Below are 17,566 nucleotides of genomic sequence, written 5' to 3'. Positions count from 1 at the left end.
ATGATATCATTCCATCTCAGATTGTATCTCCGCGCGTCTTTTTCTAAGAGCTTCATAATAAGGTATAACTTGATAAATGGTTTCGACACTTGAAACGAACATTCTTCTGCAGCAATATCTGGTGATCTTTAAAGAATCCATCACTTTGTTGGGTTCTTCGCCTTGCTTTACCTGGGCCAGAAATTCATTATAAATATTAGCTATTAGCTTTCCACATGTAAAGCATCTAACCGGAACAAGCACATTATAAAAAAACGAACCCCATAATAAAAATCATTCAACCACATTATGGTCAATTGAGTGGGAATATTCAAATTATAGCTGTGATAATAAATCTCTAAAGCGGGAGTCGCCCAGCTTGGCCAAAGGCGTAAGGTTGAGGGCCTTATCCCTTAGGGGTTCGTGGGTTCAAATCCCATCTCCCGCATACAAGTTTCAATATTGTATAATCTAGTCAAGAAAGTAAGAATAAATTACAAAGAAGTGAATAGTTTTTAGATCATGAATATTATTCCGGCTACTCCCGCCCCAGAATATAAAGATATACTAAAATGGAACGACAATAAAGTCCGCTCCATAAAAGACCTAAAGGGTAAGGTCATATTATTAGATTTTTGGACATATACATGTATATTTTGCTTAAGAACAATCCCTACAATAGAACTTTTAAAAAAAAAATATGAAAATTATGGTTTAGAAGTTATAGGGATACATTCTGCGGAATATGATTTTGCAAAGAAAGAAGAGAATATAGTTAGGGCTCTAAAAATGTATGGCCTAGAGAACACCATTACTGGTTTGGATGTAAACAATAAGACTTGGGAACTATATGGAAATTCTTATTGGCCAAAACACATTCTTATCGACAAGGATGGATTTGTTAGATATGAGCACCCCGGGTATGGCCTTGCCGAAGATTTTGATGATGCGCTATCAGATTTACTCGATATCTCAGGTTCTGACACTTCTGTAAAAGAAACTGAATTTAAGGATCAGTCTGATATTGGAGATTTGACCTCCCAGAATGACGACGCCATCATACCTAATTCCCAAAGTAGTAACGAACTAACTAACATTACAAAAATGTACGGTATACACTTTCCAGGGATGGCACCGGAGATCTGTGTTGGTTATACTAGACTTAGGCGCTTTGGGAACAATCAAAAGGTAAGAGTTGAAGAACATAATATTTTTAACGAAGTACCTCAAGCATTGGACAATGTGGTCTATTTGAAAGGAAAATGGTTTTGGGGAAAGGAAGGAGTAGGCGCTTCTCTGGACCATAAGGATAAGAATCCATCTATCATTTTTAAGTATAATTCTGCATCAAACGTCAACATAATAACCGGTTCTACTGATGGTAAACCAGCTAATGCAGAGATCATGCTTGATGGCAAGTATTTAAGTGAAAATCAGCTAGGATACCATTCAAAACTGGTAGATGGAGTCAGTTCAGCAGACATTACATGGCCTTTTCTGATGAATATAGTAAAAACAAAAAATCATGAAATACACAAGCTAGAAATACTTCCGAGGACCGACAATTTCTTTTTTTATACTTTTGTTTTTGGGTAGCACTACTCATTGACAGGATTGGCTTTAATAAGTAAATAGACACGATAATAAGAGATCAAGGCTAACTCGATGTTATAATGGAAGAAGAAAATAAGTTACGAACAGACGGTAGAAACGTCAAGGAAGGAGATAAGCCCTTTGATTTTGAATTCCAGGATATACAAGGAAAAACATCTAAACTCTCGGATCTTATAGGAGAGAAAAAAATTATAGTATACTTTTACCCGAAGGATTTTACACCCGGATGTACAATTGAAGCTGAAGAATTTAGCCGGGACTATGATCAATTTAGAACAGACAATATTGAAATCATTGGCATCAGTCCAGATACGGAGGAATCACACGTCAAATTCCGCGAAAAAATGAAAATCCCTTATATGCTTGCGTCAGACATACATAATAATATCTCAAAAAATTTCGGCGTATTTGGTCTAAAAAAATTTATGGGAAAGGAATACTACGGAGTCAACCGATCTACGTTTCTGATCGATACGAGTGGCAAAATAGTAAAGATTTATGACAAAGTAAAGCCAAAGGGACATTCAAAAGAGGTTTTAGAATACTTTAAGTCTGTTAACAATTAGATGAGTCGTTTCTATACTAGCTATCACTTTCTTCATCATCAATTTCATTATCATGATAATCTTCAGCATTTTTGGATGATTTATCTTCCATATTGATACCATATATAGAAAACAAGATTTTATTGACTTTGCTTTCATCAAGATCAAAATTAACAAAGTAATCTTTTTGAAGGTTTATTTGATTCTCAAGATTCTTGGTTCGATCAATGTTGAATCCTTCACTTGTCGCAGTGCCCCTAAAAAGCTGAAGCAGTTCAGAAGCTTCTTTTAGAATATTGTTTCCTGCTTTATTTAGATCATTTAACTTATTAGATAATAGATCGCTGTTTTCAAGTAAGTTAATAGTAAACTTATCAATAAATAAAAAAATCAATAATCGTATTTTTTGAAATTTAAATTTAAAAATATTTTGATCACTCAAATTGGGTATATACTTGCATATCAAAAACTGATATTCATCCAAATTCTTAATTATGGTAATAGAAACCCCCAATCCACTAATTTTTTCCTTAAGTGCAGGGACGTTTTTGCAATTTAGCATTAATTTTCCAGATTGCTCCCGTATTACTAGTCTATTTGATCCAATTCCGTCATACTCTAATACCTTTTTACAAGGTTTTGATGACATAATTATTTTGGAGACTAAAAGTTGAAATGTTTGCGACAATTTGATAAATAAGTGGGCATTATTCTACAATATATACAATACTGGTTCAGTATCTATCACGATACTAGAGTCAAATTATAAACCTTACATTTTACGATATTTTGCCAAGACTTGAATAGTTCTAATAGATTTGACTATCTACTTTGAATTTCAGTCTGTAAATAATAATAATTTATATGGTTCGGATTTGGGTACTACAATAATATTTGGGTTCTAATATTAGTTCTATATGCGATTGTCCCTGCCATAGGAAATACGGGGATAAATCAATCTGTCAGAAATGCATAGAAAGGCATAAGGGCTCTCCTTATTACAATATATTAAAAAAATATAACTAATATTAGCGGAATTGTTGATTTGATCACTCCAACTCCGAAGCATAATATCTCTTGAATTGTAGAATAAAACAAAATATTTAACTAACTTGGCTTAAAACAGAGATTATTATGGTAGTTGACAATAAGGCGACGATTTCTTATATAAGAGTTCTAAAGGAGGATCTTGCAATTTTTCACATAAAACCAAACGAGGGTCAAGTTCCTGACTTTAAACCTGGGCAATTTGTGACTTTAGGTTTGAACGTACCCAAGGAAGGTAAAATTATTCGAAGAGCATATTCGATAGCTTCGCCCCCAGAACAAAAAAAACACTTTGAACTCGTTGTCCGCTGGGTCAAAAAACCCTTACCGGGTAGACTTACAACGGAGCTGTTCAATAAGAAAGAGGGAGATGAAATTAGCTGGGTAAAGCCCACAGGCATATTTACCATAAATGAAAAAATGCCCGATGGCAGTCCGGATAATAGGAGGCTAGTCCTTATAGGGGGAGGAACAGGTCTGGCCCCGTTTATCTCATATTCATTGCACTTAAAATCCAAGGGCAGCAAGAGACAAATAATTGTTTTACATGGAGCCAGTTATGTTGATGAGCTCAGCTATAGGGAATTACTCACAGAGTTAGAAGCAGAAAGCTTAGACAGCAATAGTAGTGGTTGGAATTTTAGATATCGAGCGAGCATAAGTAGACCTCAAGAATGGTTTAATAGATCTTGGAATGGTCACAAGGGAAGGGTTGAAACATTTTTGAGACCAAAACCAGGTAAAGATAAATCACCATTAGAGGAACTTGTTGGCGAAAAGATAACTCCAGAAAACACTTCCTTTTACGTATGCGGGTGGCAAGGTACTGTCGACGGTGTATTAGATTCTCTTGTACCCAAGGGATTTGTAACCGAGAGAAACAAAAGAAAAGATGGAACTTTTGATGTGAAATTCGAATCTTACGGCTAAATTTTTTTTTACTTTTTTAAAGTTTATTTAACCTCAACCCAAATACACTACATAAATGAAGTTTGAATTTGAAGAGTTTGAAACCATAGAAGATGTATTAGTTTATCTGGTTTCAGTAGCTCCTTATATGAAACAAATACTTCCAATCAGCTCATACAAAGGCTATGTTTTTTCCATGGTGCCAATTACTCCGTTATCCGGAGAAACGTTACTGATGATTTATACAAAAGGGAGTTTGGATCAAGGAATGTACGAATTTGATATTTCTGCAAAGAAACACAAATTGGTAAGTGTTATGGAGAGAGCAGACAAGAACTATTTTATCGTTATTTCTCCTAGGCGCGACACAATAGCAGATGCTGCTTTAAGTCAAATTAGCTCATCGTAGAGAGCAAATTTATTATTATTTATATTGCAATAATCAGATTGATATTTTCAAATTTTGGAAGCGTATTTCTTCCTCACAAAAAAATAATCGGAAAGAAACTCTAGAGTTTAGGTGGCATAGGAGCTGTCACCGAGCGTGGGTGTATATATTTGGCAACAATATCTTCAGCGGGTTTCCCATCAAACAAACCTTTGGATAAACCCCGTAAATACCTCATAATGGCCCAAGTTCCAAATTTGATCAAAAAGGCCATGAATACCTTCATTGCGGGTCCATAGGATTTGTTTCGAATAATTATGGGAATTATGTCACTAATAACCCGAAGGTTATGTTGCCAACAGGTCCAAAACAATGCAAATTGAGATTCATTAAGGTTCCCAAAGTGCATTGAATTCTTTTCTGAGAAGTCCTGATATAACAATGGTGCGACTAGTCCTCTCATATTCATCTGCTTAAAATCTTGGATCAAGTCAATAGTATACTGAGTTTCATCAGGTGTCTCATCCGGCCAACCAATAATAAGTGTCAATGCAGGGAACCAATGATTTTGATTAAGAATTTTGCAACCTTCTCTTACTACTGCCCCCCATTCTTCTGGTTGATAAGGTCTAGTTTTTACTCCCAGGTGTTTTTTCACCATTCTGGGTGCCACAGTTTCCACACCCAAATTAGTTGCAAGCCATCGACCATTATTTTCCATATTATTAATTTGAGATATTCGTTTGATAAGGTCAGGAGACGATGCAACTGCAGACAATGTCATGTGTGTAGTCCCTATAAAATTAGCACCAACTGACTTTAGTCCCTGCCATACCCCTAAAATGGCATCCTGGTTTGGTATGAAATCCTTGTTATCACATCCATAAAGTAACATTTCATCAGATTGTAGCCAAATCGAATCAAACCCATATTTTATATTAATTTTTGCTTCCTCCTGTAATCTATTTAGTGGTATATCCTTTTTGGAACGCTTATTCACGTCACAAAAGTCGCATCCTCGTCCACAGCCTCGCATAGCTTCAATCAACGAGTTAATTGTTGGTCCCTTAATGACTGGTATATTTTCAATATTTCGAACGAACGTATGCAATAGTTCTGGAGCATCCCCCGCTTCTAGATCATGGAACAAATCAAGAGCTAATTCATCAGCTTCGCCTATAACTACGGTGTCGATTCCATGAATTTTCATTCTCTCTGGTTTTGCCAACTCCCATGAGCCGTTACCACCTACTACTACTTTGAAATCATATTTTTTCTTTAACTGGATTATTGAAGCACACATTTTTTTGAATTTCATAGCAACGTAAGACAGTTTCTCTGGCGACATTGTAGTAGTTACTGGTGCCATTCCTAATGGATCCATCACATTTATTCCAACAACTTTGGTTTGAGGACCAATACATTTATCCAACATTTCAGGATGAGCCAAAAAGACTTCATTCTTATCGTACTCTCTGGTCAAGGCACTTTCTATTCTTCGTAACCCACATTGAGCAACTTTGATTTCACCAGTATTTTTGTCTGTTTCTACGCTAGGACAGAATAATTTATCGAAAACAAATTCAGGAACTAGTTCATAAGGGCCACATGCAATAAACCCGTAGAGAAAATTACCTCGATAATTAGTCATCAAGCTACGATCGGCGGTTAGAACAATTCTTTTACCAGAAACCATCTTCTAATCTATATCCTCTTGTAATTATAATACGTGGGTATAAAATTATTTTCATAGCATTTAGAGTATGCGACGTAGGACTCCAAAAATATGCTAAACTCTAGTAAAGCCCTCTTCTTCGTCCTTTTAAGATAATGGATTTTAATTGACGATGATCAAGCATAGAGAGTGCTTCCTGATAGGTGGTCCACTTAAAACCCTCATGTTCATTTGAGATCACAACTTCTCTTACGGGTGTTGTGGCAAAGTAAAATTTTACTTCTTTCTCAGATCTAATTCCGTCTGCTCTAAAGTACTTGTACTGAATCTTACCAATATACTGATGGATATCTAAGTCAATAATTCCTGTTTCTTCCTGAACTTCCCTTTGCAATGTTTGGATTTCATTTTCACCTCTCTCTTTATGGCCCTGGGGAAATCCCCAAAATCCCCGTTTATTTCTCAAAAGGAGAAATTCGGAATGATCTTTATTGAATTCCGTTGATTGATATCTTATTATTCCACCAACTGAAAGCTCTATCGTCACTCTTCTCTATCCCAATTACGTATTTTGTAAGTTAATAAATATAATATTGTTTCTATGCTTATTGTCCATTTTAGCCATTTATTCTAATTCCACCCTCAGTTCTTAAACGATCCGCTAAACTTTTCATCTGACGGATTCTCTACGTGGTCAATATTTAGGTCAATTCTGCGGAGCTTTGATGCTCATAAATTGATGGCATGGTAGAAGGAAAACCTAATTTGGTTCGTAATGTATCTAATTATTTCGCAATTGAAAATATTTCCCTGCATGTAAATTTGCATGGGGTTTGAAATTCACAAATCAATGTAATACTCCAAGCAAAATCCCTAATTTTTTCATACATGTATTAACCAGGACGAGAAAGTTACGGTGAATACTGATTTTAATAGGGCAGTGTAGATATATTATCATGTCAAACTCATTGCCCTTTTTGAGAGAAGTGATAATGGATTACGATAATTATTTATCATTTTGCGAATACACGAGGTCAGAACTTGAAAGATTTGATAAAGAATTTGTACGAGAATCTGTCAACTTCTTTGAGAAACATAAAAATGATGCCGATTCCAGAGTTTGACCCAGATAACCTAAAGTTTGTCCCATATGATGCACAAAAGCATGTGTTACCAAATCTAAACTTTGCACAATCAAATGGCGATGACCCGTTGGATGTTCAAAATTACTATGATAATATCATGACCGGAAAATATCACCCAAGTGGATTGACTTATGTTCTAAAATATGAAAAGAAACATATAGGTTTCTTTGTAGTTGGGTTAACTACTATAAGGCAAGAGCATAATCCTGGGATTCCAAGACTGGAAGGAAAGGATACGAATGACTTTACAAAAGGATTATTGATAGATAAAATAGGGATAGATCAAAATTATCGATGTTTCAGAATTGGCAAATACATTTTGCAGTTTTGTATAGGTCTTGTCAAGTCTATCAACACTAGTAGTCAAATCAGAGTCATCATATTTGAGACTACAAATTCGCTTGCTGAAAAAATCTATCATCCCAAATATAGATTCAACTATGTCAAAAAAAATGAAAATATTGTATGGGCATACAAGACAATTTGTTAATTTTTTGCTAAACAGGACCAGATTAAAAATATACCACCCGATTAAAATGGAGTAGAATATTCCATATCCGAATACTCGCACAGGTTTATGCAATCGTAATTAGTATTGATTCCTTGGATTTGACTGAAATTTCTTGAGAAATTAATTTTCCATGAAATAATTATTTTCATTTTGTTTAATTTGGAAACGAATCATTTGAGTTTTCGAAATTAACTCTGTTAAGTTCACATGTGTAATTATTCTGAACCTCGAGCTAAACAAAAAACCCAAGTACTGTTTAAGAAGACTTCGATTTATATTACCAGTCATACCAGATTAGATTGTTTGCATTATGATCCCAACAAGATAGCAAATTACTCGTGTTCCCGTGTAAAATCTATTCAAGTTGGACTGCTGTCATAATGCAAATATACTTCTTAAAATGAGGGCAATAGATCCGTTGAACTTACCATTTTTAGTTTATTACAAATCCAAATGATAATTCTAGACCAAACAAAAATACGCACTAACCATGTACTGGTAACCAGTATATAATCCCATTACATGAGAAGTTCAAATAATAAAACTCATGCTAACCGGACCTTTTGATTATGTGATAACCAAATTGCGTTTTAACCGGTTCGGGAGTTACCTCGCCTTTTTTTAGCTTGAAAGCGGCATCCTCGAATGGTTTTACCATCATACCTCGTCCAAAGAATCCCAAATCACCCCCTTTTTTTCCGCTTCCCTTGTCTATAGAAAATTCTTTAGCCAAATTTGCGAATCCTTCTCCTTTTTTTAATTTCTCCAAGATCTCCAATGCTTCGCTCTGTTTTTTTACCAATATATGATAACACTTTATTTTATCACCCAAATTAAATTCTTTTATTAAATTAGAAATTCACATATAATAAATTTTGGAGACTGTATTGCTTTCTTGACTGAAGTAAGTCAAGTTTAACAAGATAATGCGGGCCCCGGAAGCAGTACAAATGGATTCAGATTTCGTACTAAATGGTATAAAACACATTTACTCATCGAATCGAGTCAATATTTTATAATTGTTTACTAGTACTAATATTTTAAGATTGAGAGATTTCTTTCGAAATGAATTCGAAGGGTATTAAAATCTAATCAACTTGTCGTTAATATTCTATATTTCAGACCGGTTTACATATTACTATGGGGAGGACTTTACTCTGCTATCCTTACAATAAACCGGTTCTAAAACATTAGAGGTCAAGTACAATAAAGCAAAGACACTCGATACAAACCGTTGCCTATAATGCAATCTAAAAATTATCAGGATTTTGCCAATCAATTGAATAACTTATTAATTTGTTCATATAATGAGTAATTCATGGACGGGCAGAAAGTTGCTATTGTTACAGGAAGTTCTAGCGGAATTGGTTTTGAAACTTCTTTATTATTGGCCAGGTCAGGATACGTAACTTTTGCAACCATGAGAGACTTACGAAAAGGTGGTTTACTTAAGAAAATTGTGATAAAAGAAGAGATACCCCTAACGGTTAGCCCACTAGATGTTACAGATCAGTACTCTGTTTCAAAAGGTATCGGATCTATATTTAGGAAAGCAGGCAGAATTGATATACTAATAAATAACGCCGGATATGGACTAACAGGAGCGTTTGAGGATCTTTCTATCGAAGAAATTAGATCACAATATGAAACAAATTTTTTTGGTTTAATTAGAACTACTCAAGCTGTATTACCGATCATGAGAGATCAAAAATCGGGTATCATAATTAACATAAGTTCAGGCCTCGGTAGATTTGGAATTGCAACAAATTCTGCTTATGTCAGTTCAAAGTTTGCCGTTGAAGGTTTAACCGAATCTATTTCCTATGAGTTGGAACCATTTGGTATTCGAACAATCATCATAGAACCAGGAATAATTAAGACCAATTTTCTAAATTCATCTAAATTGGCCCGTAAAGCAAGGGATCCAAACTCACCCTATAAGAATTTCATGCAGAATTCAGAGAAAGGAATAAACAAATTGAACGAGAGCGGACAGGACCCAGGAATTGTAGCAAACATCATAAAGGAATCTATAGAAGATACTAATCCTAGGTTACGCTATTTGGCAGGTAAGGATGTTGAACAAATAATGGAAATTAAAAACAAGTTATCAGATGAGGATTTTCATAGTATGTTAAAAAAAATGGGAGATTAGACTAAAATACTTCTGGGGTGGATCTGATAGAAAATCCTAATTCATTAGACTGCATCACATAAGCTAGATTAAGTAAATAAAGCAAACTATTTTTTGAATACATACATAAATTGAAAACCAAATATTCGGATCATTTGCTGCTACTAGCGCTTTAAGCTTCGATACGCCGAACTTGTCAAAATAGTGATTTGCAAATACTGTTTGATTGGGCTATTATAGTATTCTTTTTTTGTCAGGAGGGGCGTATGATCATAGTGGTTGTTTCTGAAAAAAATAAAATCATTGGAATAACGACGACCAGAATATTTTTTATGCTGTGTTGATGACGACCCGATTTACTCCCACATTCATATTATATGATTTATCGTTAAACAATATACAAACTGATTACGCTATCAGAGGGGATTACCCCATGTACTACATTGTTTATTCTAGTAGAGTTAAATATCTCAATAGTACATTTAGTATTATACATATGCCGAGATCAAACGCAGCGGAGTTGATAACTCTTCGAGTAAATATCGTTAAAGAACTTAGGAATAAATGGAAAAAGGAGAGAGAGAGAAATCCATACGTTAATGAACATTTTGGAGGTTTTGTAAATGAATTACTTCATGATATTTTAGAAAAGGATGAATTTTTAAGACATTATGCACCGTTCCTCTCTGAAGAAGGATGTACAAGAGACACTTTGTATATCAAGGATTTCAAAGAAAACAAGATAACTGAAATTCACCTCAGTGAAAATAAACTGCATTGTTCACTCTGCAATTCGTTTGCATGCTTTCATATACAATTTGCAATGGCTACCCCTAGGGTTGCGAAATTAAACCTCGAACTAGAAACAATTGATGCCGATATCGAAGAAGCTGGACAGCAGGTGAAAAAGATAACAAGTAGTAGAAGGAGAAGAAATACAATCTCTAGGAACTAGTTATAATATCTTATCTGCCTAATGGTTGGATGTCGATAATACGAGTAAATAATAAATCATCCAATTCTACTGAAGTAATAAGTCATTGGATCATTGCCAATATTTTTGACCTTCTTAGGTGAGATTTGCTGGATGAGGCATAAGCAAGATCTCTTTTTCAATCCTTTTACCATATCTATTGATCCTAATGACTATTTTATCGCGTATGGATAATTTTTTGATGTGATTAGAAATTTGATATGGATCAACTATTGTAATTCCATCAATAGATTCAACAATATCACCCTTCCGCAGATCTGCTTTGTGGGCTGGACTGTTATCTTGTATTTGAGCAATGAGAGCGCCTTGAATGCTTGGCAGTCTATATGAATTGGCCAATTCTCTATTGATTTTGATAGCAGAAATTCCGATCCATGGTCTGTTGGTTACGCGTCCATTTGTAATCAAGTCATTAATTATCATTTTTGCTACATTGATTGGAACCGCAAATCCAATTCCCTGAGCATATGGTATTTTAGCAGTATTTATCCCGATAACCTCTCCATTCGTGTTAACCAAAGGGCCGCCAGAATTACCAGGGTTTATGGAGGCATCTGTCTGAATCAATTCCATAACTCCATTTTCGAAACGCAATCTCCTAGTTAAAGAACTGATTATACCTGCCGTAACAGAGGGTCCGCCATCTAGACCAAACGGGTTTCCAATCGCAATGACTATTTGGCCAATTTTAAGCATATCGGAATTGCCCAACACAGCAGAAGAGAGGGCATCCTTTGAGTCAATTTTTATTATAGCCAAATCGGTTTGCTTGTCGGCCCCGACGACGTTTCCCTCATACATATTTCCGTCGGTGGTAGTCACCTTTAGTTTGTTGGCCTTTTCAATTACATGATTATTTGTGAGGATATATCCCTTTTTATCGATGATCACGCCCGATCCAACGCCTTCCACTGGAAATACCCTTAATAATTGATCTTTAACCATTCTTACACAAGCTATATTGACAACGTCTTTGCTTACTTTCTCTACCGCGTTTATTACTATGTTTTCCTTATCGTTATCTATAGGTATTATTTAGATTACTCCCCTTGTAGTTATATTACGTAATGAAGTATTATAGATAATATAATCAAGTTTGAATTGTAGTCTTTGTTTAATCTTGATAGGTGGTGAAGAAATCTCTTTCACTGCTGATATTAGAGCTGTAGGGTAATATAAATAGTATAGTTACTTTGATACAAGGTTTTAATTAGTTATGCGAGATAGCCTTATGGTATCGTCTGTTGCAAAATATGGTGAATGGTACCTGTCATTTTAACTTGTATTGAATAACTACTGAAGTGATCATCAAAAACGCAGAAATAAGAAATATGTATCTGAGGGACATCAAAAAGTTATCTAATATTACCTGTTTAGAGATACTAGTATTTGTCGAAGTATCATCAAATGTTCCCGCAAAGATGTTGTTTGCCTGTTCTGGTGGTAACGTGACTGAGAATATCAGAAAAACCATCGCAACACTAAATGCACTCCCAGTCATAACTAACGTTGTACTTGTTCCAGCTGCGATACCGCGTCTATTCTGAGGAACTGAATTCATTATCGCGGTACGATTTGGAGATGTGAATATCCCCATACCAGCGCCGATTAGGATTAGTGGTAATAAGATCTCCATGAAAGATATCTGCTCACCAATTCCTACAAGCATCAAGAATCCTGCTGCAGAGAGCATGAGCCCCAATTGTGAGAAGGAAGGTGACTTGTATTTATCATACATCCATCCTGCTATCGGTGCAAGAATCGCCAGGGCCAGTGATACAGGTATTAAATATATCCCTGCTTCTAGTGGCGATAATGACATGCTTGGGCCTTGTAGATAAAACACAATAACAAAAGAAAATGCGCCTCGAGCCAATGAGTTAAGAAAAATAGCAATATTGCTGCTAGTAAAAATTCTTGATTGAAAAATAGTTAAATCTATCATCGGATACATCGTTCTTTTTTCTTTCATATAGAACAAAACCAAAAACAATATACCTGATATAATGAAGAAAATTGTCCACATAGTATTGATAATTTGGAAGGAGCCAAATGTGATACCAAATAGAAGCATAAGAAGAGATAAAGTCATGAGTATATTGCCATACCAGTCAATTTTCTCTATCTTTGTATGTCCCAATTCCTTTAATTTTGATAGTGCCCAGACTGTAGCGAAAATCCCGATTGGAATATTTATCCAAAAGATAGATCTCCATCCCAGGTAAGAAGTTAGAACCCCGCCTACTACGAGTCCTATTACTGAACCAATTACTATAGATATTTGGTTTATTCCTAAAGCCTTTCCACGCTCAGTTTCTGGAAACGAATCTGAAATTATGGCAGCACTATTTGAAAAGATAAAAGCAGCACCAATCCCTTGTATTATTCGAAAAATAATAAGCTGTTCACCAGTTTGAGATATACAGCATAATGTAGAGCCTACCGTGAAGAGGGCAAATCCAACATTATACAATTTTACTCTACCAAACATATCAGCTAACCTACCAAATGTTAGCAGAGCAGAAGCAGTAACAACCCAATAACCGATGGTTATCCAAACAAGGGTAATTAATGAAACATTTAAATCTAAAGCGATGGTTGGAAGTGCAATTATTATTATATTTCTATCCAACGACGCCATAAGTGATCCAATGGTCGTATTACTGAGGGCTACCCATTTGTAGTTCAAATTCGGTTTATTAATGAATCTAAGATCATCATCATATACAAACGCTTCAAATGCCACCACTTAATTTAGTAAAAATCCTGGACTGATTATAATCTCACGTCTTAATCAATAAGAAATCTTTATGCTCAGTTGATCCGAAATGGATACAAGAATGGTAAAGGATAATTTATGGTATCTCAATAATAAAAAAAATTAGGCTTTAGGAGATTCTACTCCCCTAATCAAATTACTCTTGTGCTGCTGCGTTGCTACCTTCGTTATTTTGAGCCTGAACGTTTACGTTGTTACCAGACCCAACTGAATCGTCGCCTGAAGAAACTTGACTATCCTGCTCAGAATCTTGTTCTTGTTCTATACTTTGGTCAGATTCGTTATCACCACTGTCATGGTCATCACCGCCAGAGCTTTGTGCTGCTGCGTTGCTACCTTCGTTATTTTGAGCCTGAACGTTTACGTTATTGCCGGATAATACTGAATCGTCGCCTGAAGAAACTTGACTACTTTGTTCAGATGATTGCTCCTGTTCTATCTCTTGCTCAGCTTCGTTGTCACCACCTTTATATCCACCTGAACTTTGTGCCAAGGCATTACTACCTTCGTTGTTTTGAAGTTGAACATTGACATTATTACATGAAACAAATGTACCACTTCCTGATACACAAGCTGCGCTCTGCTCGGATGATTGCTCTTGTTCTATCTCTTGCTCAGCTTCGTTGTCACCACCGTCGTCATCTGAGCTTTGTGCTGCTGCGTTATCACCTTCGTTATTTTGAGCTTGAACGTTCAAATTATTACATGATATGAAGGTATCTTCTCCAGAAACACAAAATCCTAGTTGTGTTGAGTATTGAGATTGTTCAATTTCTTGCTCCAATTCGTTGGCTGTGGCAAAGACATTAAATGTCATGGCTGCTGGACCCATGACCATTACAAATGCAAAAGCCATCACTACAGATGTTGCTATTATTCTCTTTTGAGATAATATATTATACATTTATTAAGTATAGTGAAAAAAGTATATATAGACATTTCTGATAAATTATTAACTAAGATAATTATAGAAAATTATACCTATTTGTACGGACCTGAAATTTCGTTTTGTGTTGCCATCTACTCGCCGTAATTCAATTAGGGTGGCTAAAAAAATCATTATAATTTAAAAAATATTCAATTTTAACAGGAAAATGAGCAAAATCAGACAAGATAAGATCTAATAAATTATCAAATTACGTTATTTTTATTAGAATAAACATTATTTTAGCAGTAAATTTCCATCTAACGAAGATAATACAGATAATTTAGGCTCTAAATCTAAACCGAATTGTAGTATTACTTACAGTCACATTAACTGTCTTGTTAAAAATTTCATTAAACAGTAATTCTATAACAATCTTGTGATACAAAGACCAATTCTCACCAAGCTCGTGTTTTAAGACATATACATGATAGCCATCCTGAACAGTATGGTTGGTTTCAGTTAATGAACTTGTCATCCTTGTCTCAAACCATGATAAAAATGAATCAAGGTCCATCTTATTTTTCATAAATAAAGCTATATCATGGACTACGTCTTTTCCTATTTTCTTTGCCATATTTGATATATCTTCCTTAGACATTTTGCTAAACAATTCGACGACAATAGGTTTTGCTATTGGTATCAGCCCTACCTTTGGTTCATACATATCCCATTCCACATAACGTTTAAGCAATTGATTTACTAAGCTATTGAGTGTAACTTGATTTCTCTCGGACTCTGATCTCAGAATATTAAGCACATTTTCATCAATCCTAAAAGTCATTGTAGAAGTTTTCTTTGACTCTCCATAGCTTGAATTGTCCCTTTCATGCATTCAACAATATTGGAGATTTATATAATAATATCCTTTGTTTACCCATACTATTTGCATTTCAATTTCTTTTTTTTGTCCTTAAGGGAAAGTTGCAACAGGGGCAGCGAATTCCATTGTACTTGATATATAGGCTACAGCCTGTACATCTTTTATATCCCTGAGCATATGCTGAATTTTTACCCCCACCAACTTTATCATATCTCAAACATATCCCTTTACAAGTCAATATTTTTTCTGCATTACAAGTAAAATTAAATTTTAAGTTTCGATTGCAAGCGTTTGCAAACACGCTCAGCCTTTTAAAAGATAGATATTTGCGTCTAATTAATTCTAATCATATTTAGATAATGGTACTGCCTCAAAAATAAACCGATTGTCAGGATTTAACTGAAATTAGAGATGCCAGCTGGCAAGAAAATCACAATCCCTTAAATATTATTATAATTAAAGTTGAACATGAAAAACAGCTTTTTAGCATTAATGGGATTGGCCGTTGCCATTTTACTAATTGGTAGTAATTCACTAGCACTTGCCCAATCTAATAAAATTAACCAAACTTTGGAACTATTAAATTCATCAGATGCACAAGGTCAAGCGAATTTGTCGACATCTAATATGTCTAATATAACCACACCTGAAGGGGATGTAAATACATATAGATAATTAGTTACAATTCTAAAAATTTTGTTATTTTATATTGGTTTCAATAATTTTTACAATCAATATAACGTTGTAGATCTATCAATTACTTTTAGAGTAGCCAAAAGATATAATGAAAATTAAATCTGAGATTATGTTTATGTTACAAAGCTATTAGATTCTTCTAAGTTATAGCTGTAAATTTCCATTATGTTACTAGACGGATCTCTACAAAATTCCATCTTGTACACTTTGTTTGGAACTAACATCTAGATCCCACTTTGCTTTCCTCTCTGAGAATAACCTAACTTCTAGCTTGTTTCGACTGATCTAATTGATACGTACGAGATTTTAATCCACATGCTCTTCCTTTTACAACTAAAGGAATTTCGTTACCTTTTAATGATACACTTGACTGGGATATGGACGCTGAAATCCACTTAATAAAGTTGGGGTCCTGTTTGCTATAGTCGAGTGGATTTCAGATACATCTTTGGTAATTCCTACCTGATCATGTGTTGAAGCTATTCTCGCAATCATTAAGGACATTAACAAGTAAGATACAATGTGTCTGCTACGCAAACTGAAAGTTATAATACACAGTTTCATAAAATCATCGCGCTCACTCAGAGGATACTTTTAGATTCTTTTCATGATAAATAGCTATGACAAAACTACTAATACTTTATAAAAGACTGTTACATTGTTACAGTTTATTCATATTGATGTGTGATAATACGGTTATCTGATCTTTGGCAACGGGACTTTAGATGTAAGCATTCCTATGAGTATGAAATGTTTGCCCACCATCTCAAACTATATCTAGGCAGACAAATTATAAGGCCAATCTATTACTTTTCTGTTGACAAAAAATCTGATACGATACTAGAAATAAATTCCATGTCAATGAAAACAAGTTTTTACTCCATTATTCTTACAGTTTTTTTGATTCATGAAGTTTTATTTGTTCCATTGGCTTTTTGAGCATTATTGGCGCGATTATGGATTAATATCATCACTTTCAAGGAAGCGAAAACCGTTGATACTCAGATAAGATTTCGTTTTGATGGCGCCTCCATGTATGTTAGTTTTGAAAATCCTGCCTCAAGTTCCTCCATTTAGACTTAAGGATTAATATAGTTAATTAATAAAAAATATGATATTTGAATGATATTGTGGTTCAATCCACTCCTTTGTTGTTGTTCTGTAGTTATACCAAGTCCTTGATTATCAATTATCACTTATTCAGGTACTGTTACTAGCATTGATAGCAGATGCGCTTTCTGATGCGGTTTCATTATCTACTGCAATTTCTGGTTGGCCTTGAGGTTGAACTAATGGTGTATTCGATAATGCTGGCGTATTTACAGCAATTGCTACGAGAATGAAAAAAGCGATTAGAGCCACAGCTAATACTCATTGCTGTTTGTAGTTCATTTTTTTACAT

General features: G+C 34.8%; 20 protein-coding genes and 1 tRNA gene. 10 read left to right on the top strand and 11 right to left on the bottom strand.

The features are described from left to right. Positions 1-6: 6 nt before the first annotated feature. Positions 7-243 (bottom strand): DNA-directed RNA polymerase subunit N, encoded by a 237-nt coding sequence (locus ACMT7R_RS11425; RefSeq protein ID WP_148687024.1) that lies wholly within the window; start codon positions 241-243, stop codon positions 7-9. Positions 244-342: 99 nt separating this feature from the next. On the opposite strand from ACMT7R_RS11425, the gene ACMT7R_RS11420 reads away from it, so the two are divergent. From ACMT7R_RS11420 to bcp, 3 genes are all read left to right on the top strand, one after another. Continuing rightward, positions 343-427 (top strand) — tRNA-Leu (locus tag ACMT7R_RS11420). A 74-nt stretch (positions 428-501) separates the two neighbouring features. After that, the gene (locus ACMT7R_RS11415) at positions 502-1,575 is read left to right on the top strand and encodes a redoxin family protein (protein ID WP_415312046.1); all 1,074 of its coding nucleotides are present in this window, start codon (positions 502-504) and stop codon (positions 1,573-1,575) included. A 77-nt stretch (positions 1,576-1,652) separates the two neighbouring features. Further along, positions 1,653-2,159: a thioredoxin-dependent thiol peroxidase gene (gene bcp / locus ACMT7R_RS11410; RefSeq protein WP_415312044.1), complete on the top strand. Its 507-nt coding sequence runs from the start codon at positions 1,653-1,655 to the stop codon at positions 2,157-2,159. Positions 2,160-2,175: 16 nt separating this feature from the next. Here bcp and ACMT7R_RS11405 read toward each other — a convergent pair whose 3' ends face one another. After that, positions 2,176-2,787, bottom strand: a complete 612-nt coding sequence (locus ACMT7R_RS11405; protein ID WP_415312042.1) for a hypothetical protein — start codon at positions 2,785-2,787, stop codon at positions 2,176-2,178. Between the two features lie 485 nt (positions 2,788-3,272). Here ACMT7R_RS11405 and ACMT7R_RS11400 point away from each other — a divergent pair, with 485 nt between their 5' ends. Both ACMT7R_RS11400 and ACMT7R_RS11395 read left to right on the top strand, forming a co-directional pair. Continuing rightward, complete coding sequence (locus tag ACMT7R_RS11400) at positions 3,273-4,115, top strand: ferredoxin--NADP reductase (protein ID WP_415312041.1); 843 nt, start codon at positions 3,273-3,275, stop codon at positions 4,113-4,115. Positions 4,116-4,170: 55 nt separating this feature from the next. Next, positions 4,171-4,503 carry a hypothetical protein gene (locus tag ACMT7R_RS11395; RefSeq protein ID WP_415312040.1) on the top strand — a complete coding sequence of 111 codons (333 nt, stop codon included), beginning with the start codon at positions 4,171-4,173 and terminating at the stop codon, positions 4,501-4,503. Between the two features lie 100 nt (positions 4,504-4,603). On the opposite strand, the gene ACMT7R_RS11390 is transcribed toward ACMT7R_RS11395, so the two are convergent. Then, complete coding sequence (locus ACMT7R_RS11390) at positions 4,604-6,133, bottom strand: B12-binding domain-containing radical SAM protein (RefSeq protein WP_415312201.1); 1,530 nt, start codon at positions 6,131-6,133, stop codon at positions 4,604-4,606. A 145-nt stretch (positions 6,134-6,278) separates the two neighbouring features. Next, the gene (locus ACMT7R_RS11385; RefSeq protein ID WP_148687030.1) at positions 6,279-6,704 is read right to left on the bottom strand and encodes an NUDIX domain-containing protein; all 426 of its coding nucleotides are present in this window, start codon (positions 6,702-6,704) and stop codon (positions 6,279-6,281) included. A gap of 409 nt (positions 6,705-7,113) precedes the next feature. Between ACMT7R_RS11385 and ACMT7R_RS11380 the strand changes: the two genes are divergently transcribed. Both ACMT7R_RS11380 and ACMT7R_RS11375 read left to right on the top strand, forming a co-directional pair. Continuing rightward, on the top strand, positions 7,114-7,281 hold the full coding sequence (locus ACMT7R_RS11380) for a hypothetical protein (RefSeq protein ID WP_415312038.1): 168 nt from the start codon (positions 7,114-7,116) through the stop codon (positions 7,279-7,281). After that, positions 7,259-7,792: a hypothetical protein gene (locus ACMT7R_RS11375; RefSeq protein ID WP_415312036.1), complete on the top strand. Its 534-nt coding sequence runs from the start codon at positions 7,259-7,261 to the stop codon at positions 7,790-7,792. Before ACMT7R_RS11380 ends, ACMT7R_RS11375 begins: the two co-directional genes overlap by 23 nt. Before the next feature lie 571 nt (positions 7,793-8,363). Here the strand turns inward: ACMT7R_RS11375 and ACMT7R_RS11370 are convergent. Continuing rightward, the gene (locus ACMT7R_RS11370; RefSeq protein ID WP_415312034.1) at positions 8,364-8,645 is read right to left on the bottom strand and encodes a peptidylprolyl isomerase; all 282 of its coding nucleotides are present in this window, start codon (positions 8,643-8,645) and stop codon (positions 8,364-8,366) included. A 486-nt stretch (positions 8,646-9,131) separates the two neighbouring features. On the opposite strand from ACMT7R_RS11370, the gene ACMT7R_RS11365 reads away from it, so the two are divergent. Further along, complete coding sequence (locus tag ACMT7R_RS11365; RefSeq protein ID WP_415312032.1) at positions 9,132-9,968, top strand: SDR family oxidoreductase; 837 nt, start codon at positions 9,132-9,134, stop codon at positions 9,966-9,968. 475 nt (positions 9,969-10,443) lie between these two features. Then, positions 10,444-10,902 (top strand): hypothetical protein, encoded by a 459-nt coding sequence (locus ACMT7R_RS11360; protein ID WP_415312030.1) that lies wholly within the window; start codon positions 10,444-10,446, stop codon positions 10,900-10,902. 114 nt (positions 10,903-11,016) lie between these two features. Here ACMT7R_RS11360 and ACMT7R_RS11355 read toward each other — a convergent pair whose 3' ends face one another. The 4 genes from ACMT7R_RS11355 to ACMT7R_RS11340 form a co-directional block, all read right to left on the bottom strand. After that, positions 11,017-11,886, bottom strand: a complete 870-nt coding sequence (locus tag ACMT7R_RS11355; protein WP_415312028.1) for a S1C family serine protease — start codon at positions 11,884-11,886, stop codon at positions 11,017-11,019. Positions 11,887-12,211: 325 nt separating this feature from the next. Then, positions 12,212-13,690 carry an MFS transporter gene (locus ACMT7R_RS11350; RefSeq protein WP_415312027.1) on the bottom strand — a complete coding sequence of 493 codons (1,479 nt, stop codon included), beginning with the start codon at positions 13,688-13,690 and terminating at the stop codon, positions 12,212-12,214. Positions 13,691-13,856: 166 nt separating this feature from the next. Next, on the bottom strand, positions 13,857-14,624 hold the full coding sequence (locus tag ACMT7R_RS11345; protein WP_415312026.1) for a hypothetical protein: 768 nt from the start codon (positions 14,622-14,624) through the stop codon (positions 13,857-13,859). A 304-nt stretch (positions 14,625-14,928) separates the two neighbouring features. Next, the gene (locus ACMT7R_RS11340) at positions 14,929-15,480 is read right to left on the bottom strand and encodes a hypothetical protein (protein WP_415312024.1); all 552 of its coding nucleotides are present in this window, start codon (positions 15,478-15,480) and stop codon (positions 14,929-14,931) included. 456 nt (positions 15,481-15,936) lie between these two features. Between ACMT7R_RS11340 and ACMT7R_RS11335 the strand changes: the two genes are divergently transcribed. After that, the gene (locus tag ACMT7R_RS11335) at positions 15,937-16,143 is read left to right on the top strand and encodes a hypothetical protein (protein ID WP_415312022.1); all 207 of its coding nucleotides are present in this window, start codon (positions 15,937-15,939) and stop codon (positions 16,141-16,143) included. A gap of 375 nt (positions 16,144-16,518) precedes the next feature. Here ACMT7R_RS11335 and ACMT7R_RS11330 read toward each other — a convergent pair whose 3' ends face one another. Both ACMT7R_RS11330 and ACMT7R_RS11325 read right to left on the bottom strand, forming a co-directional pair. After that, positions 16,519-16,701 (bottom strand): hypothetical protein, encoded by a 183-nt coding sequence (locus ACMT7R_RS11330; RefSeq protein ID WP_415312021.1) that lies wholly within the window; start codon positions 16,699-16,701, stop codon positions 16,519-16,521. Between the two features lie 663 nt (positions 16,702-17,364). Beyond that, positions 17,365-17,526, bottom strand: a complete 162-nt coding sequence (locus tag ACMT7R_RS11325) for a hypothetical protein (RefSeq protein WP_415312020.1) — start codon at positions 17,524-17,526, stop codon at positions 17,365-17,367. Positions 17,527-17,566: the final 40 nt, after the last annotated feature.

Source organism: Candidatus Nitrosocosmicus sp. FF01, assembly GCF_047711275.1.
Taxonomy (GTDB): Archaea; Thermoproteota; Nitrososphaeria; order Nitrososphaerales; family Nitrososphaeraceae; genus Nitrosocosmicus.
This window is presented reverse-complemented; position numbering and strand designations above follow the sequence as displayed.

Coding starts and splice junctions, on each gene's coding strand:
- ACMT7R_RS11415 (WP_415312046.1), top strand. CDS start 502: ATGAATATTATTCCGGCTACTCCCGCCCCAGAATATAAAGATATACTA.
- ACMT7R_RS11355 (WP_415312028.1), bottom strand. CDS start 11,886: ATGGTTAAAGATCAATTATTAAGGGTATTTCCAGTGGAAGGCGTTGGA.
- ACMT7R_RS11390 (WP_415312201.1), bottom strand. CDS start 6,133: ATGACTAATTATCGAGGTAATTTTCTCTACGGGTTTATTGCATGTGGC.
- ACMT7R_RS11395 (WP_415312040.1), top strand. CDS start 4,171: ATGAAGTTTGAATTTGAAGAGTTTGAAACCATAGAAGATGTATTAGTT.
- ACMT7R_RS11375 (WP_415312036.1), top strand. CDS start 7,259: ATGATGCCGATTCCAGAGTTTGACCCAGATAACCTAAAGTTTGTCCCA.
- ACMT7R_RS11335 (WP_415312022.1), top strand. CDS start 15,937: ATGAAAAACAGCTTTTTAGCATTAATGGGATTGGCCGTTGCCATTTTA.
- ACMT7R_RS11345 (WP_415312026.1), bottom strand. CDS start 14,624: ATGTATAATATATTATCTCAAAAGAGAATAATAGCAACATCTGTAGTG.
- ACMT7R_RS11360 (WP_415312030.1), top strand. CDS start 10,444: ATGCCGAGATCAAACGCAGCGGAGTTGATAACTCTTCGAGTAAATATC.
- ACMT7R_RS11380 (WP_415312038.1), top strand. CDS start 7,114: ATGTCAAACTCATTGCCCTTTTTGAGAGAAGTGATAATGGATTACGAT.
- ACMT7R_RS11405 (WP_415312042.1), bottom strand. CDS start 2,787: ATGTCATCAAAACCTTGTAAAAAGGTATTAGAGTATGACGGAATTGGA.
- ACMT7R_RS11365 (WP_415312032.1), top strand. CDS start 9,132: ATGGACGGGCAGAAAGTTGCTATTGTTACAGGAAGTTCTAGCGGAATT.
- ACMT7R_RS11340 (WP_415312024.1), bottom strand. CDS start 15,480: ATGCATGAAAGGGACAATTCAAGCTATGGAGAGTCAAAGAAAACTTCT.
- bcp (WP_415312044.1), top strand. CDS start 1,653: ATGGAAGAAGAAAATAAGTTACGAACAGACGGTAGAAACGTCAAGGAA.
- ACMT7R_RS11400 (WP_415312041.1), top strand. CDS start 3,273: ATGGTAGTTGACAATAAGGCGACGATTTCTTATATAAGAGTTCTAAAG.